The organism is Phytobacter sp. MRY16-398 (assembly GCF_003925915.1).
Classification (GTDB): domain Bacteria; phylum Pseudomonadota; class Gammaproteobacteria; order Enterobacterales; family Enterobacteriaceae; genus Phytobacter; species Phytobacter diazotrophicus.
This window is the reverse complement of the sequence record NZ_AP018756.1, coordinates 3,790,595-3,813,117: the sequence shown is the minus strand read 5'-3', so window position 1 is coordinate 3,813,117 and position 22,523 is coordinate 3,790,595. Positions and strand designations below refer to the sequence as shown.

General features: G+C 50.6%; 25 protein-coding genes and 1 pseudogene. 25 read left to right on the top strand and 1 reads right to left on the bottom strand.

Features of this window, described 5'->3' with window-relative positions; all coding sequences use genetic code 11:
* Positions 1 to 214: 214 nt before the first annotated feature.
* Both pagP and MRY16398_RS18795 read left to right on the top strand, forming a co-directional pair.
* Entirely contained in the window at positions 215 to 790 is a 576-nt protein-coding gene (gene pagP / locus MRY16398_RS18800; RefSeq protein WP_039078640.1) for a lipid IV(A) palmitoyltransferase PagP, read from the top strand.
* A 255-nt stretch (positions 791 to 1,045) separates the two neighbouring features.
* A complete protein-coding gene (locus tag MRY16398_RS18795; protein WP_108701655.1) occupies positions 1,046 to 1,294 on the top strand; it encodes a hypothetical protein in 249 nt (82 codons plus the stop codon).
* A gap of 550 nt (positions 1,295 to 1,844) precedes the next feature.
* Here MRY16398_RS18795 and MRY16398_RS18790 read toward each other — a convergent pair.
* Positions 1,845 to 2,246 (bottom strand): helix-turn-helix domain-containing protein, encoded by a 402-nt coding sequence (locus tag MRY16398_RS18790; RefSeq protein WP_108701654.1) that lies wholly within the window; start codon positions 2,244 to 2,246, stop codon positions 1,845 to 1,847.
* A gap of 159 nt (positions 2,247 to 2,405) precedes the next feature.
* On the opposite strand from MRY16398_RS18790, the gene MRY16398_RS18785 reads away from it, so the two are divergent.
* The 23 genes and pseudogenes from MRY16398_RS18785 to MRY16398_RS31000 all read left to right on the top strand — a co-directional run bounded on the left by MRY16398_RS18785 (position 2,406) and on the right by MRY16398_RS31000 (position 22,418).
* Complete coding sequence (locus tag MRY16398_RS18785) at positions 2,406 to 3,092, top strand: hypothetical protein (protein WP_125124994.1); 687 nt, start codon at positions 2,406 to 2,408, stop codon at positions 3,090 to 3,092.
* A gap of 665 nt (positions 3,093 to 3,757) precedes the next feature.
* Positions 3,758 to 4,336: a DUF1133 family protein gene (locus MRY16398_RS18775; protein ID WP_108701652.1), complete on the top strand. Its 579-nt coding sequence runs from the start codon at positions 3,758 to 3,760 to the stop codon at positions 4,334 to 4,336.
* A 535-nt stretch (positions 4,337 to 4,871) separates the two neighbouring features.
* Positions 4,872 to 5,321 carry a hypothetical protein gene (locus MRY16398_RS18770; protein WP_108701651.1) on the top strand — a complete coding sequence of 150 codons (450 nt, stop codon included), beginning with the start codon at positions 4,872 to 4,874 and terminating at the stop codon, positions 5,319 to 5,321.
* Between the two features lie 49 nt (positions 5,322 to 5,370).
* A complete protein-coding gene (locus MRY16398_RS18765) occupies positions 5,371 to 5,895 on the top strand; it encodes a phage neck terminator protein (protein WP_108701650.1) in 525 nt (174 codons plus the stop codon).
* A gap of 8 nt (positions 5,896 to 5,903) precedes the next feature.
* On the top strand, positions 5,904 to 7,061 hold the full coding sequence (locus tag MRY16398_RS18760) for a DUF3383 family protein (protein ID WP_108701649.1): 1,158 nt from the start codon (positions 5,904 to 5,906) through the stop codon (positions 7,059 to 7,061).
* Between the two features lie 17 nt (positions 7,062 to 7,078).
* Positions 7,079 to 7,483 carry a hypothetical protein gene (locus MRY16398_RS18755; RefSeq protein WP_108701648.1) on the top strand — a complete coding sequence of 135 codons (405 nt, stop codon included), beginning with the start codon at positions 7,079 to 7,081 and terminating at the stop codon, positions 7,481 to 7,483.
* A gap of 3 nt (positions 7,484 to 7,486) precedes the next feature.
* Positions 7,487 to 7,882 carry a phage tail assembly chaperone gene (locus MRY16398_RS18750; protein WP_108701647.1) on the top strand — a complete coding sequence of 132 codons (396 nt, stop codon included), beginning with the start codon at positions 7,487 to 7,489 and terminating at the stop codon, positions 7,880 to 7,882.
* A 123-nt stretch (positions 7,883 to 8,005) separates the two neighbouring features.
* Positions 8,006 to 9,688 (top strand): lysozyme family protein, encoded by a 1,683-nt coding sequence (locus MRY16398_RS18745; protein ID WP_232034350.1) that lies wholly within the window; start codon positions 8,006 to 8,008, stop codon positions 9,686 to 9,688.
* 2 nt (positions 9,689 to 9,690) lie between these two features.
* A complete protein-coding gene (locus MRY16398_RS18740) occupies positions 9,691 to 10,335 on the top strand; it encodes a phage baseplate protein (RefSeq protein ID WP_108701645.1) in 645 nt (214 codons plus the stop codon).
* The gene (locus tag MRY16398_RS18735; protein WP_108701644.1) at positions 10,332 to 10,622 is read left to right on the top strand and encodes a phage baseplate plug family protein; all 291 of its coding nucleotides are present in this window, start codon (positions 10,332 to 10,334) and stop codon (positions 10,620 to 10,622) included. Before MRY16398_RS18740 ends, MRY16398_RS18735 begins: the two co-directional genes overlap by 4 nt.
* Positions 10,615 to 11,502, top strand: coding sequence for a phage protein (locus tag MRY16398_RS18730; protein WP_108701643.1), 888 nt, complete (start codon positions 10,615 to 10,617; stop codon positions 11,500 to 11,502). Before MRY16398_RS18735 ends, MRY16398_RS18730 begins: the two co-directional genes overlap by 8 nt.
* A complete protein-coding gene (locus MRY16398_RS18725) occupies positions 11,499 to 12,179 on the top strand; it encodes a Gp138 family membrane-puncturing spike protein (protein WP_223878719.1) in 681 nt (226 codons plus the stop codon). The genes MRY16398_RS18730 and MRY16398_RS18725 overlap by 4 nt, the downstream gene beginning before the upstream one ends.
* A 60-nt stretch (positions 12,180 to 12,239) precedes the next feature.
* The gene (locus tag MRY16398_RS18720; protein ID WP_108701641.1) at positions 12,240 to 12,590 is read left to right on the top strand and encodes a hypothetical protein; all 351 of its coding nucleotides are present in this window, start codon (positions 12,240 to 12,242) and stop codon (positions 12,588 to 12,590) included.
* A complete protein-coding gene (locus MRY16398_RS18715; RefSeq protein ID WP_125124992.1) occupies positions 12,590 to 13,807 on the top strand; it encodes a baseplate J/gp47 family protein in 1,218 nt (405 codons plus the stop codon). The genes MRY16398_RS18720 and MRY16398_RS18715 overlap by 1 nt, the downstream gene beginning before the upstream one ends.
* Positions 13,794 to 14,699 carry a DUF2612 domain-containing protein gene (locus MRY16398_RS18710; RefSeq protein WP_125124991.1) on the top strand — a complete coding sequence of 302 codons (906 nt, stop codon included), beginning with the start codon at positions 13,794 to 13,796 and terminating at the stop codon, positions 14,697 to 14,699. The genes MRY16398_RS18715 and MRY16398_RS18710 overlap by 14 nt, the downstream gene beginning before the upstream one ends.
* Positions 14,700 to 14,702: 3 nt before the next feature.
* On the top strand, positions 14,703 to 17,819 hold the full coding sequence (locus MRY16398_RS18705; protein ID WP_125124990.1) for a hypothetical protein: 3,117 nt from the start codon (positions 14,703 to 14,705) through the stop codon (positions 17,817 to 17,819).
* A gap of 36 nt (positions 17,820 to 17,855) precedes the next feature.
* On the top strand, positions 17,856 to 18,008 hold the full coding sequence (locus MRY16398_RS30675; protein WP_165158878.1) for a hypothetical protein: 153 nt from the start codon (positions 17,856 to 17,858) through the stop codon (positions 18,006 to 18,008).
* 78 nt (positions 18,009 to 18,086) lie between these two features.
* Positions 18,087 to 20,135, top strand: coding sequence for a tail fiber protein (locus tag MRY16398_RS18700; RefSeq protein WP_110294735.1), 2,049 nt, complete (start codon positions 18,087 to 18,089; stop codon positions 20,133 to 20,135).
* Positions 20,136 to 20,137: 2 nt separating this feature from the next.
* The gene (locus MRY16398_RS18695; protein WP_125124989.1) at positions 20,138 to 20,818 is read left to right on the top strand and encodes a hypothetical protein; all 681 of its coding nucleotides are present in this window, start codon (positions 20,138 to 20,140) and stop codon (positions 20,816 to 20,818) included.
* Between the two features lie 329 nt (positions 20,819 to 21,147).
* Complete coding sequence (locus MRY16398_RS18690; RefSeq protein WP_108701635.1) at positions 21,148 to 21,453, top strand: hypothetical protein; 306 nt, start codon at positions 21,148 to 21,150, stop codon at positions 21,451 to 21,453.
* Positions 21,453 to 21,938: a lysozyme gene (locus MRY16398_RS18685; RefSeq protein WP_108701634.1), complete on the top strand. Its 486-nt coding sequence runs from the start codon at positions 21,453 to 21,455 to the stop codon at positions 21,936 to 21,938. The genes MRY16398_RS18690 and MRY16398_RS18685 overlap by 1 nt, the downstream gene beginning before the upstream one ends.
* Positions 21,917 to 22,327, top strand: a pseudogene (locus MRY16398_RS31170) (lysis protein); the annotation flags it as partial. The gene MRY16398_RS18685 and the pseudogene MRY16398_RS31170, both read left to right, overlap by 22 nt.
* Entirely contained in the window at positions 22,266 to 22,418 is a 153-nt protein-coding gene (locus MRY16398_RS31000) for an Rz1 family lipoprotein (RefSeq protein ID WP_232034349.1), read from the top strand. The pseudogene MRY16398_RS31170 and the gene MRY16398_RS31000, both read left to right, overlap by 62 nt.
* The last annotated feature ends 105 nt before the right edge of the window (positions 22,419 to 22,523 follow it).

The window sequence follows — 22,523 nt, the reverse complement described above, 5'->3', positions numbered from 1 at the left end:
CCCTTATCCGGGAAATGCCGTTTCTGCAGACGATTGCCGTCACGTTTGTTTAGAGATTACTACGCTTATTAAGAGTGATCTGCTTCTCAGGAAAGCTTCAAAAATTTATGTTTTGTTTAATGTGGGGACAGTAGTGTTTACCACCATTAAATAAAGACCTGACAGTAGACAGTGACGTTTATTTCAGGATGGCAAATGTATTATGAGGTGGTAGATGTTAAGGCTATTCATTGTGTGCTGGGCTATTGGGTGGGCAGCTTTCGTCCCGACTGATGCAGAGGCAGCCATTTACGGCGAACAGCGGATAGCGCAATGGTGGGACGGGTTTAAACAAGATGTGACCGAAACCTGGGACCATCCACAGAGTTATGATCTCTATTTACCTTTTCTCACCTGGCATAACCGCTTTACCTACGACAAAGAAAAAACGGACCGCTATAACGAGAGGCCGTGGGGCGGCGGTTTCGGTGTATCCCGCTATAACGCCGATGGAAACTGGAGCTCATTGTATGCCATGGCGTTTAAGGACTCCCACAACAAATGGGAACCCATTATCGGCTACGGCTGGGAAAAGGGCTGGTATCTGGATCAAAACCGCGATTTTCGTCTGGGGCTTGGCCTGACGGCAGCGGTGACCGCGCGACAAGATTTCGCCAATTATGTTCCTTTGCCTGTCGTGCTGCCGCTGCTTTCTGCAAGTTATAAACAGGCCAGCGTACAATTTACCTATATTCCAGGCACTTATAATAATGGCAATGTCCTCTTCGCCTGGTTCCGCTACGGTTTTTAACCGCAGGCAGATTACGCAAAAAGGATGAGAGTCGTGTATGTGAGCACTGCGACTCGTGGGAGAAAGCGCCGGTGTTTATTGGTATGACGATAAACACCGGCTTTGACGCATAACCGATTGCTGCGCAAATTTCGACACATTGTTGACGTTGCATTGCGCTATGGAATGTTATTTTATAACAGTTAATGGCGGTTGCGGGCTGCCCGCATGTTGCGACTTATCAAAATGACGTCTTCTTTTTGAGGGCAATACCCTATGAAAATCAGTCAGATTTTAGCGATTTCGTTGTCGGTTGTTTCTGGTAGTGCGATGGCGTTTCAGGCGAAAGATAAAGATCCCGCTGAATTTTCCCGCCAGCAGATCCGTGGGGCAGAATTTGCTATCTATGATCAGGCCATCACTACGCAGGGAATGCCTGGCTTAAGCCTGGGAAGTTGCGCTGCCACACCGGTGAGCGGCTGTAATTGCCCGTTCTGCACCATGTTGCGCAGTCAGCAGGTATAAATCACGCGATTCGACTTATGAAAAACGGGAGGACGCATATGTCATCTCGTTTTTATTTGTCTACTGCCCGCCATTGAAAATTATCCAGCCGTTTCAGCGGAAAATGCAGAGAAGGATTCTGCCTGAATGCCGCCAGTAAATGTAAATACTCCACCGTTGCCGTCACGCGCGGGCCGCGCTAACAGGATGAGGTAATGATATTTACAGGTAAATAGACGTTGCTACGGTATACCTTTGGCCGTTCAGCGGTATCACAGTTGGTCTTTCCTCCGCACGGGATTGGTCTTAGGTGCGGTTTGGTCACTTCCTGATAACAGAACCCACTTTGGTGATTTTTTTACGTCTGCTACCTGGCATAGCCTGCGGGTCTTAACTGGTGTAAAACCACTGTCCGTCTTTCCGGACTGTCAGAACGTTTTCTGAGCAACTGCCGCAAGGTTGTGCATCGTTGAGGAAAAAAATCTTAACTAATAGTAAGTTTAAAGGCAATAATTTACTTTTCAAAAGTTAAGTTAAGTTTCGCTAAAAACTAACTAATTGAATTTCTTTTCTATTTTTTTTGCTTATTTTTTCTTGCTGCCAGTAACTCGGCGAAAAGATTCTCGAATCCACGTACTTTTTCTGCAAGATCGGCGAGATGGCGCTCTTTTTCCGACTCGGGCAGGGAATCGAACAGTTCTAAAAGTTTTAACTGTCTATCGTCCAGTTCGGTTGGCAGCTCTTCTGCGGGAACAGGCGACATGTCTTCATCGCCGTAGAGCAGCCAGGTTGGAGAGCATTTGAGGACTTTGCTCAATTTAAAGAGATTCTGGCCTCGCGGTTCAGTCTCGCCGGTTTCCCATTTAAAAATCGTGACGTGAGAAACCTTCACAGCATCGGCCAGGCGTTGCTGTGACATATCAAGTTCATTTCTTCTCCGCCGAATGCGGTCACAGAGCTCTGCGTTCTTCATAGGGTTACTGTAAATTAATTTGACTTACCTTTTGTTAAGTTATAGGTTTATAACAAATATTAACCAGACGATGGAGCTGTGTTTGTAAAACTGGCTTCGTGAAGCAGACCAGAAATACTGCGCTTGACCTACGCAGGTTAACCTTAGAGGAAAGACCAAATGACCGAATGGATTTATGTGGATCGCACAAAATATGCCGATGATGGTTGCGATTGGACTCCGGCTATCCTGTGGCAAATGAATGCTAGTGCGCGAGCCAGAAGTCGTGCTGTCTATATTCCCGCTCCCCGCCCGGTGCAGGTCGCTAAACCGAGTGCGCCCATGATCAGGCGTACGCCAGTGGCAGCGACACCAGGTGATAAAAACCAGGAAAAGGTCACGAAAACACATATTGGCATCGTCATTCATTCGCGAGGCGAAAAAATCGTACGTCTGCATGAAACGGCGACGGCCTGGTCAGTGAGCGGCCAGGAAAACTATGACAAAAGAAACGGTACGCGCATCGGCGCATCGGGTGCGAGCTGCCTGATGCTGGAAACCATCAAACCTGCCGAAAGCAAGGTGGTCACGCAAGAATCAACGGCGGGTAGCGAACTGTCAGCACAGGCGCTGGTGACCATCATGCAAGACAAAACATTGTCGTATCAGGCCATTCTTACCACCATCAAACTCAGCCACCCTGAGGTCAGGATGTCGATGTCGCAATTGCAAAACCGGATTAAAGGCATGATGCAGTCAAAACTGGTGGCTTTGATCCGACATGATGATTTGCCAGTGACGCATTTCACTCTTGGCCATGTAGATCCCGGTTTTTATGCTCTATCGAGTAAAAATCTAAAGGGATAGACCCTTTTTCCAGGGCAAAGTTTCCAGGCAGAGCATGAGTTATATCAACCCCGTTATCGATGTGTAATCGGAGAGGTATAACCGTGTTTATTTTTTATTAACAATTACTTATGTTAAATCCTCGTTTTTGATCTTGCCCGAACTGTGCGTTTAAAAGTTTGCACAACTTATAATTGGAGAGTATAAATACTGGTATTATATACAGTACAATTGAGGGGGGCACGTGATTCACAAAGAGACGGCGGTGCTAAATCTCCCCGACGATGGGCGTGTCCTGATCACGTGTAAAGATGGCGCTATCTCAAGTGTTCGCGTTGTCCAGGATAATGAGCATATGGCTTCACTTAAAGCGTTGCTTGAGCTGGCCAGGTTGGCTGGCTATACCGTTACGAAGAATGACGGTGCCGAGAGGTAAAAGCGCAGCAGGCCTGAACAACCTGTCCGCGTTATTTCTGAACAATTGCTGCGTTAACGGGAGGACCCATGACGCAGTTCAATACAAGTCATTTGGCGAGTGGATATACCCATTCTGCTGTAGCAGGATTTCATCACCATCAGTTGTGGCAGTCTGAAACTTTTTTTAATCTGTCTTTGTTCTGGGTTTTTAATGATGAACCTGCGGCATACGTATGCCCCAACCAATGTAATTCAACCGAGGTGGCGATATGATTTATCCAACAGCAACGGGAAAACTGGACGAATCGGGACGTCTTTTAACGCTCGAGTCGGTATGGATCCAAGGGAAATTACGTATGTGGGGCCGCTGGTCCTTTATCGGGAACGGACGTATGGGCAGTATGTTTACTGCGTTGCTGGCGTCGCAAACTATCTCTAAATCTGCCATTCAGCAGATATTATCGCACCTCAAAGAATCCGGAATGAACGATGAAGAATTACACCAGTACTTTGTCGACTTGATGAGTGAAAAACAGCAAACTAATCTTGTCTTCTGTACGGACAGTGAAGGATTGATGATGGATGAAGTTATCGCGACTGTACTGATTCAAAAAGACAATGTCGCACTGTTCAATATTATCAGCGACCGTTATCGACATCGGATGAGTAAGAAATCCATGGCGCGAAAATTAAATGAAAAACATCCGGAATGGAGCCTGCGCACCTGCGAAAGTCGCATCAGCGTTTATTTGCAAGTGGCTGAATCTATGTTGTATATTCCCATGTGTGAAAAGTTTGATCGAAATCCGCAGCGATTTCGCTTGCAAGGTTGCGCGCGGACTGCTTGAATTCATATAAGCTTGATAAGTAGTATAAGGAAATAGTGAGTAAAGGCCGCCTTGCGCGGCTTTTTTATTGCTTTTTATTTATGTGAAAATAAATGTAGAAGTCACTTGCAACATTGCGCGCTGACTGCTTGAATTCATATATGCTTGTGAAGTTATATACGGAAGTAATTAAAAAAGCCGCCTTGCGCGGCTTTTTTAATTGTCGTTTATGCGTCTGAAAATAAATATAAAAATTACTTGCAGGGTTGCGCGCGGACTGCTTGGATTCATATAAGCTTGTGAAACAACATACTGCGAATTAATAGCCTATTTGATGCATTTTGTTTTTGGTATTACTCGATTTTCTTCATCTAAAAGTGAACTAACTATCGAATAAAAACGGCCGAAAGTACGGTTGTTCATTTTTTCTGGTCTCGGGAATCATTGGGCTGTCTATATTTAACAGAAGCGCCTGAGGGCAGGAATATTAATTCTATAAATCAAGAATCACCCATGTAAGGTGTTTTGAAAGCACTAATACTTCGGAAGTAATGTCATGAAAATACGTGCAATGTTTCGCGGCAATATAGCCCTGAACGAAAAAATAAAACAAATCAAGAACCGGTTGACTACGCGGTACCCGGTCTTTGTCGGATTGCCTGCAGGTTCGGGCAACGATGAACAGGGGACGTCTCTGGTTGCCATCGGGGCCATGCTGGAATTTGGGTCGACAGAAAATAATATTCCACAGTACTCCTTTCTGCGCCTTCCGCTACGCCAAAACATCGGCAACATACAGGCACACTTCCGGTCTCTTTCACCCAAGGTCAGCCGTGGCGAAATAACGGCCTCCGCGATGTTCAGACAAATCGGGCAGGAGGTGGCGGGTTACTGCAAGGCGGCGGTGCCGTCTGACATTGTGCCAACCAATACATCGCCGTTTACTGTTTCCCGGATTGGCATTGGCGTTTTAAAACAGGCCATCACTTACGTTCTGGAGGATTGAACATGGCATTGAGTAAAAGGCTTAACGTGCATGATAAGGGGGGCGGTTGATGGAAAATATGGCCGATCTCAACGCGACATTTCGGCAACTGATCATGCTGGCATCGGGACTGGAAAATGTCATCCTGGCCGGGCAGACGGGGGAAATCCCAAGCGATTGTTATGCCACATACAAGCCAATTCCGGTGCGGGTATATGGACATTCCGAGCATAGCATGACGGAGATTGTCCCCCAAGAAGCCTTCGCGGACTCACTCGGTACAGAATGGACTGATTTGCAGGACACCGTTTTTAGCAGCATGGAGTTTACCTTGTCCGTAAATATTTTCAATGAGGGGGCGGACAACGCCACTGTGCGTCTGCATAACGCAAATCTTCGCAACCCGGTTAGCGCGTTTCTTTTTCGAAACGGTATTGCATGGCGCAGCACCAGCGCGTCTCGCGATCTCACCGCGTTGTCGACATCCAGCCAGAAAGCGAACTGGCAGACGGATATCCACCTCTTTATCAAAAAGACCCTTTCCTACCCGGTGCTCCGTGCAGCGGGATTCACGATCGACGTTCAAAAACAATGAGGGCAATAATGACTTACTCCGTTGATAACATTATCCCGGTCAATCTCTATCTGACCGCCGCCGGCCTGGGATACGGCGACTTTTCCTCTGCGCTGATTTTTGCAGGTTCCACCGATCTCAAAAGCGGAGTGACTTTCGCCGTTGACACCTGGCGGGATTACAGCTCGTTGAATGAAATTGCTGAGGATTTCTCAGCCTCCAGCGATATTTATCTGATCGCCACACGTTATTTCACTCAGATCCCCAAGCCGAAGTCGGTCACCATCTGGATGAAAAATGCGGCGGATGCATCGTTACTGGATACCGTTAATAAAGCGGAAGATGAGGTATGGCGTTACCACTTTTTCTTCAAAAACAGCGATCTGACCAAAGCGAATCTGTTGCAATTAGCTGACTGGTCTGATGCGGAAAGCCACCCTATCTGGGTGACCACCAGCGAAGCCGGGGCGACCTCTGCGTCCTCAACCACGGACATTGCGGCGGTAATGGCGGCAAAAGGCAATCGCCATATTTTCATGGGCTATCGCTTACCTGCTGCTATTGTTGCGGATTCGTCACAGGCCTACACCATGGTTCAGCTGGCGGCGACGTTCAACAAGTTTAAGCCGAATGCGAAAAACTCCGCAATCACCGCCGAATACCAGGTACTGACCGGTATTGCTGGCGATGATCTGAAAACAAGCAGCTACAGCGCATTGAAATCCAAAAATTGCGCGTTCTTTACCGAGATCGAACTATCGGGCGAGACGGATAGTTTACGGGCGATTAACACCAGATCCATGTCGTCTTATAACGAATTTATTGACGATGTGATCAACCTGGACGTGCTGAAAAACCATCTGCAGGTGGATGGTTACAACTACATCACCGGTACTAGCACCAAACGTGCCCTGACGCCGGCTGGATATGCGGGCTTGCTTACTGCGCTGACTACAACCTGTAAACGTTTTTACGACAATGGCGTACTCGGTAAAGGCACTTATGTCGATCCGAAAACAGGTGAAGTGGCGACGGCGGAAAATGGTTTCGTCATTCTGGGCAAACCGGAAGACGTATTCAATTTAACAGACGCGCAGCGCAAAGCCCGTGAATACCCGGCAACCACTATTTACGCCATTTTGGCACGCGCAGGCCATGTGGCTGAGATCAACGTTTATATTGAGTAACATCTGGAGCAACTCTAATGGCAATGAACACCTATGGCACTGATGGTGCCAAACTGACAGTTTTCGGTATTCCGCTGGATGAGTTTGGCGAAACCGATCCACCAATTACGATTGAAGGCCTTGAGGATCGTTCGACCCTGAAACGGGGTCTTGGCGGCACGTCTGTGCGTCTGGACAATAAAACGCGTCCAGTAAAACTAACGGTTAACCTGATGCCGGGTTCGGAGCAGGCTCGTCAGATTATTGCGGCAGCGAAAAGTGGTATCGATGCCACCTTTACCTTCTACCAGTCCGGCACGGCGGAATATTTTGCCGGGTTTGATGGTGTGCTGACAAAACGCGGTAACGTAGAACGTGGTGGCAAAACCAAAGTGTCGGATGAGCAGTTTGTTTTTGAGTTTTCTGACAGTGAGGAGACCTAATTGATGGGGCGCAAAATTACGCTGATTATGGGTGAGAACGAGTACAGCGGTATGACAGCATCGGCCAAAGAACAGGTCGAAATGCTGCAGATTGCCGCGCAGAATAGTTTGCTGCCCGCGCTGAGTGAGGGGGGCACTGATATGGGTGTCGTGGCGGTCATGGCATCGTTAGATGGCATGCAGCTTACTCGCCTTAAGAACCTCTGTATCGGAGGAGGGAATATCATTCGCGTCAGTGATGGTGTGCCGGTAGCTGAAAACTTGTTTCAGGACAAAATCCATTACTGGCTGTTGCTCCTGGGGCGGGTATTGCAAGAGAACATCGGCCCTTTCTGGCAGCTCAGCGTACAGAGCGAAAACGGCGCAAACGCGGTGAAAATGGAGACCGCAGCGCTATAGACTGGCTCCTGTGGCGGCCCTGTGTTGGGGCTGGCCAACTTTGCCCACCTTTAGCGCGTTGGTCTGAGATGCTTGATGGCACCTACTGCCTGGAAGATGTCCATGCCATGCATCAGGTACTGGATGACATTACCGAGCAAGCTGAAAAAGCAAGAAGCGCCAAAACCTGAAAGCCCGCCAAAGGCGGGCTTTTTGCCGCCTGGAGAAATTAGAATGGCAGAAACCATAGACTCGCTGCTGGTCTCTATTGGTCTTGAAACAGACGCAAACTCCTTTAAGAAGGCGAGTAATGCGATAAAAGATGTCACTGACGGCATGATACAGCTTGCTGCGGTGGCGGGTGTTAAAGTCGATTTTAATGCGCTAACTGCAGGCGTAGCAAAATCCTGGTCTGAATTAAAACGTCTCGCCGATATCACTGCCTTTACGGTTAATCAAATCCGTGGACTTGAATTTGCTATGCGTAGAATAGGCGCTGCTAATCCGATTGCCTCCGGGCAGCAATTTGCACAAATGGTTCCTGAGTTGGCTCGCAAAGTGCGAAACGGCGAGTTTGACGCACGAGCCTATAAGGGAACAGCATTCAATCCTGAGCAGTTCGCCCAAATAGAATCTGTGGATCGCGTGGCGGCAACGGGATATCTATTAAATGCCTATCAATCCATGAGTCAGCAGCAGCGGCAACAGTTCCGCCCGATTCTGGGTTGGCAGGAAAATGACGATGTGACGCGGTTGGCCGAACGTGGCAGTGGTTTTTTTCAGCAAAGCATGAGCATGTCTTCTGATTACGATCGGTCTTTTGATCCAGAGTTAAATCAAAATGTTCAGGTATTCAACGATGAAATGGCGAAGTTGTCGCGCAATTTCGAGAACCTTGCCTATGCGCTTGGTGAAGATCTTCTGCCCATTGTGAATAGTGTGCTGGAAGCGATAAACAGCTTTATTAGGGCCAATCCAGTTGTTTCGGAGATCATACTGGGTGCCGGTAGTGCGCTTGCCAGCGGCAGTATGCTCAACAAACTCATGGGACCATTGTCTGTAGCAGGAGAGGGCGGCTGGCTTTCGGGACTGTTATTTAATCCTATGACGGTTGGTGCGGCGGCGGCATTGACACCGGGTAACATGTCCTATTCCCGTGATGATATTCAAGAGATGAGTGATCCACAGTTTTACTGGAAGCGTCGCCATCCAGGAGAATCTCCCCAGCAGGAAGGGGAAGGAATCACACCTTATGAGGCGTTCCTTCGTCAGCGCTCATCGACAGTAAAAAGTGCATTATATAATCAAAATGCGCGCCAGTATCTTGATTCGCTTGCCTACGGGGTGGCGGCGATGGATAACACGCAAAACAGTTCCGCCTTCGGTCGGTATCGATTTGCGTCCAATGCCTGGGGAGATGCAGCGGCGGCTATGGGGCTGAAAGATTTTTCGCACCAAAGCCAGGATTTGGCCGCGTTGTGGTTGATCCAGCGTGCCGGGCAACTGGATAACGTCATGAAGGGAAATTTCCTGCAAGCGACAAACGGTCTTGGCGATGTTTGGGCTGCTTTACCCTCGTCACCTTATGCTCAGCCGACGCGTAGCGTTGATGAGATAAATATGCTGTACGGCTATCAGAACACCCCTCCGTACTCTGCTTCTTACAGTTTCCTTCCTCCCGCCTCGCCCGTTAGTTTTAACCAGTATGTTGATCTGAGCATTTCTGGTGTGGGGATGAACGAACAGCAGATTCAGGACTCGGTGCAACGGGCGCTTACAGAAACAGGAAACAACCTCGAGCGCTCATATGACAACGGAGGGTGGTAAGAATGTCACTTGTCGGAGTATTTACAAAATTTCGTCCTGAGATTGGTGGCATTTTTTTTGATGCGACCCTGGACGAAACCAGTACGTTAATGACCATAGTGAGCAGTTATCCGTTAGAAGATGCCAGCACGGCTAATGACAATGCCGTCACGAAGCCGCTGGAACTGACGATGACCGTGGCGATTTCTGATAACCCGATTAAGGCTATGACGGCCGGAGAAGACAACCTCTCTGGTCTCACCAGTATGGGGGGCAGTCTCGTGGGCGGAACAGCTTTATCGATGCTGTCAGGTGGCGCGGCGGCCTTGGGTGGTCTTGCTGCGACGGCAGGCATGACGTATGCCAATTCCGGGCAATCACGTTCGGAGTCGGCATTGCTCTCGTTACGCAATTTGCAACGTAATAAAACGTTGCTGAAAATCGTGGGTGTAGGGTCGTCTTACGACAATATGCTCATTACAAAAACGCAAGTGAAGAAAGTAAAGGGGGGTGAAGGCGCGCAGGAGATCATTGTGGAAATGCAACAAATAACTATCGTCACACGTGATGACAGTGCCATCACCACTAACAGCAATCTTCCCAAAAATGATCCTGTCGCAACGCAGGGGCAAAAATCGGTAAATCTGGGACAGGTGCCTGTGAAATGAAAACAATACCTCTTAGCGCGGGATTGGCAAATTTCTCATTTACCACCCGGCTTAATGACACGCAGTTGAAATTCACTTTCCGATGGCTTACTCGCTACGGTTATTTCAGCGTCGATATTTTTAATAGCGATGGCAGTGCGCTGACCCTTGGGCGGGCTTTACACGTTGGTGTTAATTTGCTGGACGGATTAAATACCCAAATCGGAAATATTGTGCTGGAGGGGGGCAAAGCTACAATCGCCAACCTCGGTATAGACAATAAACTGAACTGGTATCCCCATGACTAAATTATTTGGCCGAAAATATAGCCTGACGGTGACATCCGTCGATGGGGAGGAACTGGTAATCGTACCGCCTATGCAGGTCCAGTTTCAGGTGACGAATATGCCCCAGGATCAGGTATCGACAGCAACTATTACCGTCTTCGGTGTTTCCGCAAAATATCGCCAGCTGATTCAGCACTATGATACTTCGGAGAAGCATTATGGTTCGGTGAGACTGGAGGCTGGTTATGATGAATCCGTCGGCGAAGTGTTTTCCGGGCAGATACAAAGCGTTGAAGTGGGCCGCGAAGGGGTCAATGTTTATCTCCGCCTGAAATGCTTATTGGCTATCTGGTCGGACGCGACCATCGGTAAAACATGGGGAAATAAAACGCAGGCGAGTGAAATATTACACGATGTCGCCCGCTCTTTTTATTACCCCGTGGAAATGGTCGGTGATTTTTCTGATTTACCTACCTTTAATTATGGCCATACGCTTGCACATAGCTCTAGCCGTGACTTTCTCAACAAAATGAAAGCGGCATGGGGCTATGAGTGGCTGCTCGATCATAATCGTGTTGTGATCATTCGCAACGGTGCCTCCCGTCCCATCACGCACCAACTCAGTGCCAGTAACGGTATGGAAGGGGTGCCGAAGTGGAATCAGCAGGATATGGAAGTCGATGTTCGCTTGAACACTATTATCCAGCCAGGCGATCGGGTGCATATTACCTCCGATTTCTGGACCATTAATTACACTGGGACACAACAAAAGGAATTTCAGGCCCTGGCGATGGCGCATACCACGTCGGGCAGTTTCCGCGTGTTATCGACCTCGCATCAAGGGGATTATTGGAATAACGACTGGAAAACGACAATTCGCTGCCAATGGAGGAGTACATGATGAACAGTTCTAATCCTCTGTTTGCAGCATTACAGGCGGCAGGTCGAGACGCCATTGGCGGATTAATGGTGGGGATGCCGGGTCACATTGTGGTCTTTGACAACCAGACGCAGCGCGCACAGGTTCAATGCGGTATCCAGCGGCGGTTGAGTGATGGCACGCATCAGACGATCCCCGTTTTAATTAATGTCCCAGTGAAATTTTCCGGTTCATCGGAATGGGCTGTTTTCCATGAATTGCCCGCTGGCACTGAAGGATATATCCATTTTAGCCAGCGCTCCGTGGATGCCTGGCTTGATATGGGGGGACCCGCGCCTCCTGTCAGCCCCTCGATGTTTAATGCGAGTGATGCCTTTTTTTCGCCCGGTTATCGTTCGGCAAAAACGGCAATACCCAATCTACCAGCCAGTGGGGTAGGAATGAGCAATCTCGACGGTTCTGTGCGCATTCATTTGACCCATGACGGTATTGTGTTATCTGTCGGCAATTCGACCCTGTCATTGACCGAATCGGGTATGACTTACAGTGGCCCCCGTTTTACCAATACTGGCGAAACAACGCTGAATGCACGTACGCACATCACGCAAGGGGGGCTCGCAGTAGGCAATATTGAGTTCGCCTCCCACACGCATGGTGGTGTTGAACGCGGCAACGCCAAAAGCGATGGCCCTCAGTAATGAGGAAGATAAAAGACTCAGCCCTGGCATTAGCCGGGGCTTTTTTATGGGAGTGGCTTCGTGATCCGACATTTTACAGAGGGTGACATTGTGACCAGCGGCGACCATTTCCTGACCGGAAAAGAGGCTACCGCTCAGGCGATTACCCGCAGACTGAAATTATTCCTTGGTGAGTATTTTCTGAATATTTCCGAAGGTACACCCTGGTTTCAGGAGATCCTTGGAAAAAGTTCCCGCGACATGGCGGCAGCCAATATTAAGAGCCGTATTCTCGATACGGATGGTGTCGTGGCTCTGGGGGCATTTTCATTCGATTTTGATGCTAAAACACGCATGATTACCGTTAATGCATCAGTCATCGATAAGAACAATGAGGCGCTGGAATACGCTTTCAACGAAGAGGTGATTTAATGGCCGATATTAACAGAGACGGGGCGACCGGCACCACGCTGGCAGAATATAAAGAACGCGTTGAGGCGGCCTACCTTGATATAGACGCGGGCTGGAATATCGACCCTTCGACGCCGGATGGGCTGGCGATTGCTATCTGGGCTGAAATGCTGGCTAACCTCGACGAAGAAGTGATCAATAGCTACCAGTCTGTTGATCCCGATTCCGCGATTGGCGTGCAGCTTAATCGTATTGCGGCCATTTCTGGCAATGTGCGTAAAGTCGCAACCTTCTCAACAGCCCGCGTCACCTTTACGGGTGTTCCGCTGACAGTCATCCCGGCCGGGACCCTGGTTCGTCATCGATTGACCAGTACGCTATGGAAAACGGATGCCGATGTCGTCACCAATACCGACGGTCTGGCAACGGTTGGCGTGACCTGCATGCTGACCGGTGAACAAAATGCCAATGCGGGTACGCTAACTATCATTGCCACGCCAATTGGAGGCATTACCGCAGTAGACAACGCCGCGGCGGCTTCTCTGGGTACCGATGAAGAGAGTGATGATGCCTTTCGCGTACGGCGCAATGAGTCGGTGGCACTGCCCGGTAATAACCAGCGCGACAATATTTATGCGGCTTTGATCAATGTGCCCGGCGTTAAGCAAGTCAAAATCTATGAAAATCCTGACTCCGTGTCCGATAGCAATGGCATCCTGGCGCACTCGATGGCCATTTTTATTGATGGCGGCGAGCAACTGGACATTGTTGCCGCGATGGCGGCTAACAAGAATCCAGGATGTGGCCTGAATCGTTATAACACGTTTATTCCCAATAAAATCAGTGTAGATACCACCACGCCGCTGACGGCTCAGCCATTTAACGCCACGTTTTTCCGCCCGGAAAATGTCACTGTCTACGTCAAGGTAACGATTGTGTCCGACACGCTATCGGCCACGGATAATGCCCGTATCAAAGCGGCGATCGTAAACGATTCCGTCTATGGCTTTCTTGAAACCAACGGCTTTGCCAAAACCGGGTTCAGGATCGGTGAAGCGATCGCCTCCGGGCGTTTGTATACGCCTGTTAATAAAATTGTGGGCAACGACGATTATGTCGCCAGCATACTGATTGGCACGCGTGCTGATGATGTGACGCACTCGCTGTTAAATTTGGCGTTCTATCAATTGGGGGTCTTTGATGTCGGCAATATTGAGGTGACATATGCAGCACCGTGATAAAGCCCGCACACGCATATACTGGCAATATAAAAATTCGCCGAAGCTGATTGCCTGGTTACTGGCATTACCGGACATCGCACAGGCGCAGCTTGAAGATCAACTGGCGAAAATCAAAGCCATTCTGGATATTGATAACGCCGAAGGTGAGCAGCTCGACATCTGCGGACGTATTGTCGGTTATCACAAACGCCCTGTCGGGACATTCTATCCCGCCTGTGCTCCGGCGAAGGTCAGCGACATGTTATTTCGTCGCATGATCAAAGCCAAAATCCATAAAAACAACAGTGCGGCGACCATCGATGAGATCACAGCCGCAACCAACTATATTCTGGACACCGAAGCGCGACTGCTTGATGGCCAGGATATGACCATGCGCCCGATCTTTTACGACTATCTCGATCCCGGGTCGCAGCAACTGGTCAGAGATTATGATCTGATTCCTCGCCCACAGGGGGTTGGGATCAGATCCCCGCGCATACTGACCTACACCCCTTTTGGTTTTGGCAAGTATTACAGCAATTTTCGTGTGCCTTTCTGGCATGGTGATGGGATTCACTTCTACTCTAACTTGCAACTAGCCCTGGTATATGACAGTGCAAACCGCAAAATATCGGGCGCGCTCACTGCGAATCGTGGTGTCACCGTCTCCAGTGTGGATGTGACACTTTTCTACACCTCTAATGGTACGACGGTCACGCAAACTGCCGTGACCGACACGGCGGGGCGGTTTTTTGTCACGGTTCCCGTCGCCGCTCCTTTCTATGCCGTCGCTCGTGCTCAGGTCTGGACACCACTGTGTCAGTGGGAAAACGTCGAGGGCAAGATGGATGCGAACATTTTCTATAACGGATCCGTGAAATACGACGGAACACATACTTATCGAGGTTAAAAAATGGCGAATTTGACCGAAACATCCGAGTTTACGGCGGATGTGCTACGTCTTGATACTGACACCCCGGTAAAAGGCTTTGATGGCACCGATCTCGGCCCTGCGAATGCGCAGGCCCAGGCACTGGCCAACCGTACGCAGTGGCTGAAAGATCAAATCGACGGTGAAGGGGTCGCGAATGCGGCGAAAGAGGCGGCGGAACTGGCAGCATCCGATGTGATCTCTCAACTGAGCGCCTACGTCAATGCCGCGCAAACGTCCTATACGTCAGCGGCGAAGGCGGCATCGACAGCCTCATCTGCCCGTAACGATGCACAGACCTACGCATCCAACGCCGAAACGGCAGTCAAAAATGCGGTGGCGGATGTGGTTAACCTGGTGGCAGATTATTCGACCACCGCCAGCACCTATGCAGCGGCATCGTCGGCGAGCGCAGCAGCGGCACAGAAGGCAGCAGGCACGGCAGCCGCAGAGGCGGTGTCGACTGTCTCCACGCAGCTGACACAGTATGTCTCTGACGCCCAAATAGCACAGACGAATGCCCAGTCCGCCGCGAATACAGCGCAGACAGCAGCGAGCACGGCGGCCAATAACGCGGCGGCTAATGTGCAGTCACAGCTTAATTCACTGGTGACTCAGGCAAGCAGTTCGGCCAGCAATGCTGCAGTTTATGCACAGGGGGCGAAAGATTCTGAGACGGCGGCTCAGGCCGCCGTGGTACAAGCACAATCTGTCGTACAGGGTGCCGCAGATGCCGCGGCGACTTCGGCCGCACAGAGCGCTGCTAAGGAAGTTGAGACTCATCTGGCGGGCTACGTTAACGATGCCCGTACCGCTGCCAGCGATGCCCTGTCATCTGCGGCAACGGCTCAGGATGCGGAAAATAGAGCGACCACGGCTGCGGATTCGGCAAAAACAGATGCGGATACTGCTCATACCGCCGCCGAGACGGCGACAGTTGCGGCACAAACGGCGGCTGCAGATGCCGCTCAGGCTGCGGCGGCAGAGGCAGTATCTGGCGTAGTCAGTCAGATGTCTGACTACACCCAAACGGCGAGCACGGCGGCTGTGAATGCCGCTGCCAGTGCGACGGAGGCGAAAAATGCCGCGAAAACGGCGGCGACCGACGCGGCAAATGCCGCCGCCGCGCAGGTGGCTCAGACCGCTGCCACTCAGGCGGCCGCCAGCGTAACCTCGCAACTTACGGGATATGTGTCTGATGCCAGAACCGCGGAGACCAATGCGAAAAACAGTGCCGATGCCGCTCAGGCTGCCGCGGATACTGCCACATCAGCGGCGGCGACCGGTGCGGCACAGCAGGCGGCAGAGAATGTCGTAAGCCAGTTATCCGCCTATGTCGCCAGTGCACAGGGAGAGGCCGAGGCAGCGGCGGCTTCTGCTTCGGCAGCAGCCACTTCTGCAACAGCAGCAGAAGCATCGGCTCAGAGCGCCAATGCTTCTGCACAGGCATCGGAAAGCGCGGCAGCCGTTGCCGAGTCGGCGGCGCAAACGGCGGCCGGTTCGGCGTCTCAGCAGGCCGCAGCCGATACCATCGCCAGTGTTCAGTCTCAAATGGCGAGCTCACTCAGTGATGCTCAGCATGCCGCTGATGTAGCAACCGCGCAGGCATCTACGGCTAAAAATAGTGCAATTGAGGCCGATGGCTCAGCTTCTGCTGCTGCGTCTTCCGCTCGGGATGCTGCCTCCGCATTGAATAACGTTAACGCTGCTATCGGCGATGCTGCAGCGACAGCGGCGACCCAGGCGGCCGCCACCGTCAGTGACGCCGTCAAAGGCTATGTTACGCAGGCGCAGACTGCACAATCGAATGCGGAACAAAGCGCAACCTCGGCACAGTCTGCACTAAGCGGCGTGAATCAGGCGATTGGTAATGCCGCTCACACGGCGGCTACGGAAGCCGCGCAGAAAACGGCGGATAACCTGGCGACGCTGATTAATACCGCGGTTGATACCGCCACGGCTGACCGTGCTAACGAACTGGGCACATATGCGACAAAGGCTAGTAACAGCGCGACGGCGGCGGCAAACAGTGCGACCGCTGCGGCAATCTCTGCGCAGAATGCCGCCAACAGCGCACTCACCGTGCAAACGCAGGCAACTGCGGCTGCGGATGCGGCCACCCGAGCGACGGCAGCAGCAACAACGGCAACCAACGCTGCCGCAAGTGCTGCGACTGATGCTGCCAGCCAGGCGCTGGTGGGCGTACAAAGCCAGCTTGATGCCTATACCTCTTCCGCCAGCACTTCGGAAAAAAACGCGAAAGACAGCGCCAGTTCGGCGGCAACGTCCGCTACGACGGCATCTGCCATGCTTAAGTCAATCAATGACCTTCTCGGTGACTACCTCTATCCCGGTGGTAGTGAATCTGCACCACTGAAGACTACCGGTGCGTTTGAACTCGCCTATGCCATTAGTTATGACATCAGTGAAGACGCAAGCTATATGCCACAGGTACAGGTATTACGTAACGATGGATCGTCGGCATGGGTGGACTATCCTGCCACTGTTGTTACGGACAATAGCGGTGCGCTTAAAGCAGCCGGTATTGATGTGCGGACGGCTAGCAACGGTTATCTTTATCTCCGGGCTAAAGGGGGCGGGATTATTCCTGCTAACGTGGCACTTTCAGAATTATTTAACGGACTGGATGTGAGCAGTTCGGTGAGTGCAGCAGGCTATGCCTTCCCGTTCCGGTTGCGTGTGATCAAGCAGAAAGTGTCGGTCTATGATAACTGGAAAGACTGGACCTCTGCTCCGTTTTTACCTTCGGCATTTACCAATTTTGATTTCGCGCACGGGCTGAGCCTCGACGTCAAATCTGCCTACGCGAGCATTCTGACTGAATTTACGGCAAATTACTCGGTGTATTCCGCCGGCGATATTGTGACGGGTTTGGATAACTGTAACTCCAGTGGTACATCTATTGGGCCAATAGCGATTAAGGTCACTCCAACCAACGTCAAAATGGTTATTGGTAATTACATGAACCTGTATTACTCAAACAATATATCATCTTCTTTTTACAAGATTTTTACTGATGCCGCGACATGGGCTAAATACACCCGATTATATATCCGCATTCTGTATAAAAAGATTTAACCCTATTAACGCATAATTTCATCAACAGGATGGAAAATGATATACGCATATTACATCAGAGATAACGACTATTTTTACTATGGTTCTCCATATCCCGATGCGCGGGAAGCCACTCAAGAGGAGATTGCCGCGCATTACGCAGAAATTGAAGAGCAGGTAGAAGTAGAGAAACAAAACGAGGTTAATTAACCCTCCAGATTTCTACCTGACCTTATATTTTCCTCCATCCACCTTAAGGTGGCTTTTTCAGTTCTGGAGTTCCCAACGATGGATCAGAAATTTTTCCGCGTGCCTTTCGCACAAAGCGGCGATACTCAGTCTATTCCCGATTCAGCCGACAGCAACGGGTTCGTAAGTTATGCAAAGGGTTGGGGTGTTGATTACGCAAAAGACCCAAACGCAGACATCAATGCCAAACCGGTGGAACGTGAAGCGATGAACTCGGTACTCAATGCGATCACTACCGCAGTGCGTCAATATCAAACAAACGGCTATCCGGAGTGGATCTCCACTGCCAACAACAATGGCGCGGCATACGGCTATGATGCTGGCGTCGTGGTTGAATACAACGGTGCGTTATATTTGTCGCTGTCAGGCAATAACACCGCTACGCCAGGCGCTAATGTGGCGAAGTGGCAATCCTACATTCAGCGCGAAGCAACTGCCGAAGAGGCGCTGGCCGGTGATGGCGCCACGCAAGTTATGACGCCGCGCAGAACAAAAGCGCTGGCATCCTATCTTGACGAACAGTTAAAAACGACCATCACCACTGCCCTGAGCCCCTTTATTTTACCGGTGGGTGCTATTGTGCTGTGGGGCAATGCGATGCCGCCAAGCGGCTGGCTGGAGCTTAACGGTCAGGCATTTAATACGGGGGAAAACCCGGAACTGGCCGCACTATATCCATCGGGGCGTGTGCCTGACTGGCGAGGTCGCTTCGTGCGTGCATGGGCGCATGGTTCTACAATTGATCCGGATTCTGGCCGAGGAATCGGCAGCGTACAGGACTATGCCCTTGTTGATCATGCGCATTATGCAGGGATAGAGAGCTATTACAGATACGATATTCCATCGCAACCAACAAGAAACTCCCCTGGCGGAGAATCGATCCGGCAATACAGTGCAAGGACCGGGGCCATTTCACCTGCACCAGCGGTAAATGTGGCATCTGAGGTTCGCCCGACAAACATCGCAGCAATGTACATTATTAAGACCGATAAAGCTGAGTCGGATGCGGGCGCGCAAACACCATCTGCGATCATTATCAGCCCGGCTACGGTAACGATGAACGCGGGAACCTCACGGCAATTCACGGGTACCGTTTTACCGTCGATACTGGCACCTGGATATGCCGTGTCATGGGCGGTGTCCGATGCAACATTGGGCAGCATCAGCAAGAGCGGTGCGTATACCGCGATCGCAGGAAAAAGCGGTACACAGACAATTATTGCCAGCATTTCTACCGGGCTGACAGCAACGGCTACCGTTACCCAGCAGGTTTATCTTACTAACATTACTATCGGTACAGCACCGTCGGCATTGCTGGCGGGAAACAGCTATTCACTGCCAGTGACCTATTCTCCAGCCACGTATACCGAAATGGTCAATGCGGCATCGTCAGACGCATCTGTTGCAGCTCTGGCGGCGGATGGTTCGCTCACCATCACAGGGGCTGGGACGACTACCCTGACCCTGACGGGGGCCAGTAGCGGTGTTACAGCATCGATTACGATCACTGCAACCGAGGTTGCGGCGAAAGAAATCTATTTGCAAATTGCCGATAATCTCTCAGAAATCAGCAGTGCAGGGGCATCTGCTATGCAGGCGGCACGAGGTAACCTGGGGCTCAAAACGCTGGCGACCAAAGACGCTTTAAGCGCCGGTGATGTGGGGGCAGTGCCACAGGCCAGTACGACGCTGGGGACAGAGGATCTGAACACCATTACGTCACCGGGGCGTAAGTTCCAGTCTCTTACCAGCAATGCCACAACCGCCAGACATTATCCGGTGGTGCTGCCGGGGATGCTGGATGTGATCAAAACGGCGGATAATAGTCTCCGTCAAATCTACTATCCGTATAACTCCACCGATGTTTACCACCGATTCTGCGTCAATGTGGTGGCGACCACGCTGGTATTTAGCGAATGGGCCAGCAGCGGTAATTTCCTCTCGGCGGCCAGCAATCTGGCCGACGTCGCCGATAAAGCCACAGCACGTAGCAATTTGGGGGTGGGGTATACGGTTTCCACGCAAGCCGCACCCATCAATGCCAGTGGTTATGCTGATGGCTACATGTGGTACCAGGTGGAGGAATAATTATGCCGATGTTTCGCAAGATTCCAGGGGGTAATTTCGCCCCCGTGATTGCGCTGAATATTAAAAGTGCTGACGAGCTGAAATCGGTGGACGCGGCGTGGGTGTGTAATGGCGGGGTGTTTATAAAGGTTTTTCCGGACAGGGAATATCAGGATCCCTCGGCCTATTACAATATGCAATACGCCACCAACCCAACGCTGACATTATCAAACACATCGGAAAGTGCGGTACGGGATTCGTTTGTTATCTCCCCTGTAATTATCCCTTTGTTGCAACCTTTGCCGCAACAGGGCATGGATATTGACTGGTCAACGATAGATATTATTACGCTCGATACTGAGGAGCAGTTGCCTTTTGCCCCGAGGTGGAACTACGGAACAGATACCATGACTGTACAAACGGAGTTTGATGGCACAAAGCAAACTGCAACGTTTATTACGGGTAAGAAGGTCATATTCACTGAAAGTTATTTCCCACCACCTCAAGATCAGTTACGTCTGCTGGGGGCTGGAAAATCGGCTGGTGAAGGTGCAACTATTTTTCTGAAATATCACTGGTTTGACTATTCCCCTTTTTATGGCAGACAGTTTGGCGTTCGTTGGCGTTGGCACAGTCGACTTAATAAACAATACTTTGAGCACATTTTCACCAACCAGAACATGGTGCTAAATTCGCTGAACTAACCCATCGGAATAGGAGTGATAGCCGAGAGGTTATTTTAAACAAATCGCTTGCAGGGTTGCGCGCGGGTTGCTTGAATCCATATAAGCTCGAGAAACTACAGACGCAGCAAGAAATAAACATAACCCGCCCAGCGTGGGTTTTTGTTTTTATACGGTTGAAATGATTTTGTTCCAGCCGTTGTGAATGATTGCATTGAAATACAGACCTCTTAATAGAGGCCTTTCCTTTTTCTGGCCTCGGGAATCATTTATCTGACTTTTTTAATAAAAGAACCCGAAGGCCAGATTTTCCTTTCTATTCCACCTCGAAAATTCGCAGGTGAGAGACCATGAAAATGAACGATCAACCCGGAAATATTGTTACGCAATTCTTTGCGTGGCTTGGCGTTATTGCATCGGGTCTTGGACTGAGTACGCAGGATGTCGTGTACATGCTATTCGGCCTGATTGGGGTCGCTATCTCTGTCGCGTCTTTTTGTTATGGGCGTCTTGATGCGCGACGTAAACGCAAAGAAGACGAAAAGCGTACCGAAATGATCAGTCATTACCTGAGTGATATTCAGGATAAACCCCATGTTGAACGCCCGGCGGCTATGCAGGTCGCGGTCGACGCGCTTGAAAGGGTAGGTGAATAATGGCGATGTCTACAGGCCTTAGAAACAAATTGTTAGCGATGGCAGGGGCCGGTTCTCTGGCTATTGCTGGCACGATGATCCCTCAACTTGAAGGGGTTCGCTATGCACCTTATCAGGATGTCGGTGGGGTTTGGACGGTCTGTTACGGCCATACGGGAAGTGACATTCACCCCGGGAAAAAATACACAGAAAATGAATGTCAGTCGCTATTACAGAAAGATTTAGCTCCCTTTGCCCGTACGGTGGAACTCGCTGTGAAAGTCCCGGCATCTGAATACCAGAAAGCCGCACTTATCACCTTTAGTTACAACGTGGGCGCTAATGCCTTTGAGCGCTCCGCGCTGCTACGACAGTTGAATGCCGGGCATTATCAGGCCGCCTGCGATAGTCTGCGTCAGTGGATTTATGCGGGCGGACGGCAATGGAAAGGCCTGGTGAACCGACGTGAAGTAGAGCGTGAAGTATGCCAATGGGGGCAGAAATGAACCGCTTACTGCTTGCGGCAATGGGCGCGCTGATTGTCATACTCGCAGCCCTTAGCTGGACCGTGAACCATTATCGCGACAACGCGCAGTTATACAAAGCACAGCGCGACCAGGCGACCAGCTCGCTGACTTTGGCAAATAACACCCTTACAGATATGCAGGCACGCCAGCATGATGTGTCCGCTCTTGATGCGCAATACACTGGAGAATTAGCCAATGCTAAAGCTGAACTGGAAAAACTACATGCTGATGTCGCTATTGGTCGTAAGCGGTTGCAGCTCAACGCCACCTGTCAGGCGGCTCGTTCCGCCAGCTCCCCCCGCGTGGATGATGGCTCCAGTGCCCGACTTACTGACACCGCTGAACGGGATTATTTCACCCTCAGAGAGCGTATCGATACGGTTACGCATCAGCTGGCAGGGTTGCAGCAGTATGTTCGCAAGCAGTGTATCTACTAACGTACTGCATATCGCCGTGTAAGCGTATTTCCTTTCACATCATCTGGTACAGCGTAAAACCTATATCAGCGAGACCGCCTGCTGATATCCCTTTCACGCTGCACATCAGACATTCACAAAGGGTAAA

Excerpts from the sequence above, each read along its gene's own strand:
- MRY16398_RS30675 (WP_165158878.1), top strand. The coding sequence starts at position 17,856 with ATGATATACGCATATTACATCAGAGATAACGACTATTTTTACTATGGT.
- MRY16398_RS18765 (WP_108701650.1), top strand. The coding sequence starts at position 5,371 with ATGGAAAATATGGCCGATCTCAACGCGACATTTCGGCAACTGATCATG.
- MRY16398_RS18730 (WP_108701643.1), top strand. The coding sequence starts at position 10,615 with ATGACTAAATTATTTGGCCGAAAATATAGCCTGACGGTGACATCCGTC.
- MRY16398_RS18785 (WP_125124994.1), top strand. The coding sequence starts at position 2,406 with ATGACCGAATGGATTTATGTGGATCGCACAAAATATGCCGATGATGGT.
- MRY16398_RS18770 (WP_108701651.1), top strand. The coding sequence starts at position 4,872 with ATGAAAATACGTGCAATGTTTCGCGGCAATATAGCCCTGAACGAAAAA.
- MRY16398_RS18795 (WP_108701655.1), top strand. The coding sequence starts at position 1,046 with ATGAAAATCAGTCAGATTTTAGCGATTTCGTTGTCGGTTGTTTCTGGT.
- MRY16398_RS18715 (WP_125124992.1), top strand. The coding sequence starts at position 12,590 with ATGGCCGATATTAACAGAGACGGGGCGACCGGCACCACGCTGGCAGAA.
- MRY16398_RS18745 (WP_232034350.1), top strand. The coding sequence starts at position 8,006 with ATGACATTACCGAGCAAGCTGAAAAAGCAAGAAGCGCCAAAACCTGAA.
- MRY16398_RS18705 (WP_125124990.1), top strand. The coding sequence starts at position 14,703 with ATGGCGAATTTGACCGAAACATCCGAGTTTACGGCGGATGTGCTACGT.
- MRY16398_RS18790 (WP_108701654.1), bottom strand. The coding sequence starts at position 2,246 with ATGAAGAACGCAGAGCTCTGTGACCGCATTCGGCGGAGAAGAAATGAA.
- MRY16398_RS18710 (WP_125124991.1), top strand. The coding sequence starts at position 13,794 with ATGCAGCACCGTGATAAAGCCCGCACACGCATATACTGGCAATATAAA.
- MRY16398_RS18735 (WP_108701644.1), top strand. The coding sequence starts at position 10,332 with ATGAAAACAATACCTCTTAGCGCGGGATTGGCAAATTTCTCATTTACC.
- pagP (WP_039078640.1), top strand. The coding sequence starts at position 215 with ATGTTAAGGCTATTCATTGTGTGCTGGGCTATTGGGTGGGCAGCTTTC.
- MRY16398_RS18755 (WP_108701648.1), top strand. The coding sequence starts at position 7,079 with ATGGCAATGAACACCTATGGCACTGATGGTGCCAAACTGACAGTTTTC.
- MRY16398_RS18775 (WP_108701652.1), top strand. The coding sequence starts at position 3,758 with ATGATTTATCCAACAGCAACGGGAAAACTGGACGAATCGGGACGTCTT.
- MRY16398_RS18760 (WP_108701649.1), top strand. The coding sequence starts at position 5,904 with ATGACTTACTCCGTTGATAACATTATCCCGGTCAATCTCTATCTGACC.
- MRY16398_RS18695 (WP_125124989.1), top strand. The coding sequence starts at position 20,138 with ATGCCGATGTTTCGCAAGATTCCAGGGGGTAATTTCGCCCCCGTGATT.
- MRY16398_RS18750 (WP_108701647.1), top strand. The coding sequence starts at position 7,487 with ATGGGGCGCAAAATTACGCTGATTATGGGTGAGAACGAGTACAGCGGT.
- MRY16398_RS18685 (WP_108701634.1), top strand. The coding sequence starts at position 21,453 with ATGGCGATGTCTACAGGCCTTAGAAACAAATTGTTAGCGATGGCAGGG.
- MRY16398_RS31000 (WP_232034349.1), top strand. The coding sequence starts at position 22,266 with ATGATGGCTCCAGTGCCCGACTTACTGACACCGCTGAACGGGATTATT.
- MRY16398_RS18690 (WP_108701635.1), top strand. The coding sequence starts at position 21,148 with ATGAAAATGAACGATCAACCCGGAAATATTGTTACGCAATTCTTTGCG.
- MRY16398_RS18700 (WP_110294735.1), top strand. The coding sequence starts at position 18,087 with ATGGATCAGAAATTTTTCCGCGTGCCTTTCGCACAAAGCGGCGATACT.
- MRY16398_RS18740 (WP_108701645.1), top strand. The coding sequence starts at position 9,691 with ATGTCACTTGTCGGAGTATTTACAAAATTTCGTCCTGAGATTGGTGGC.
- MRY16398_RS18725 (WP_223878719.1), top strand. The coding sequence starts at position 11,499 with ATGATGAACAGTTCTAATCCTCTGTTTGCAGCATTACAGGCGGCAGGT.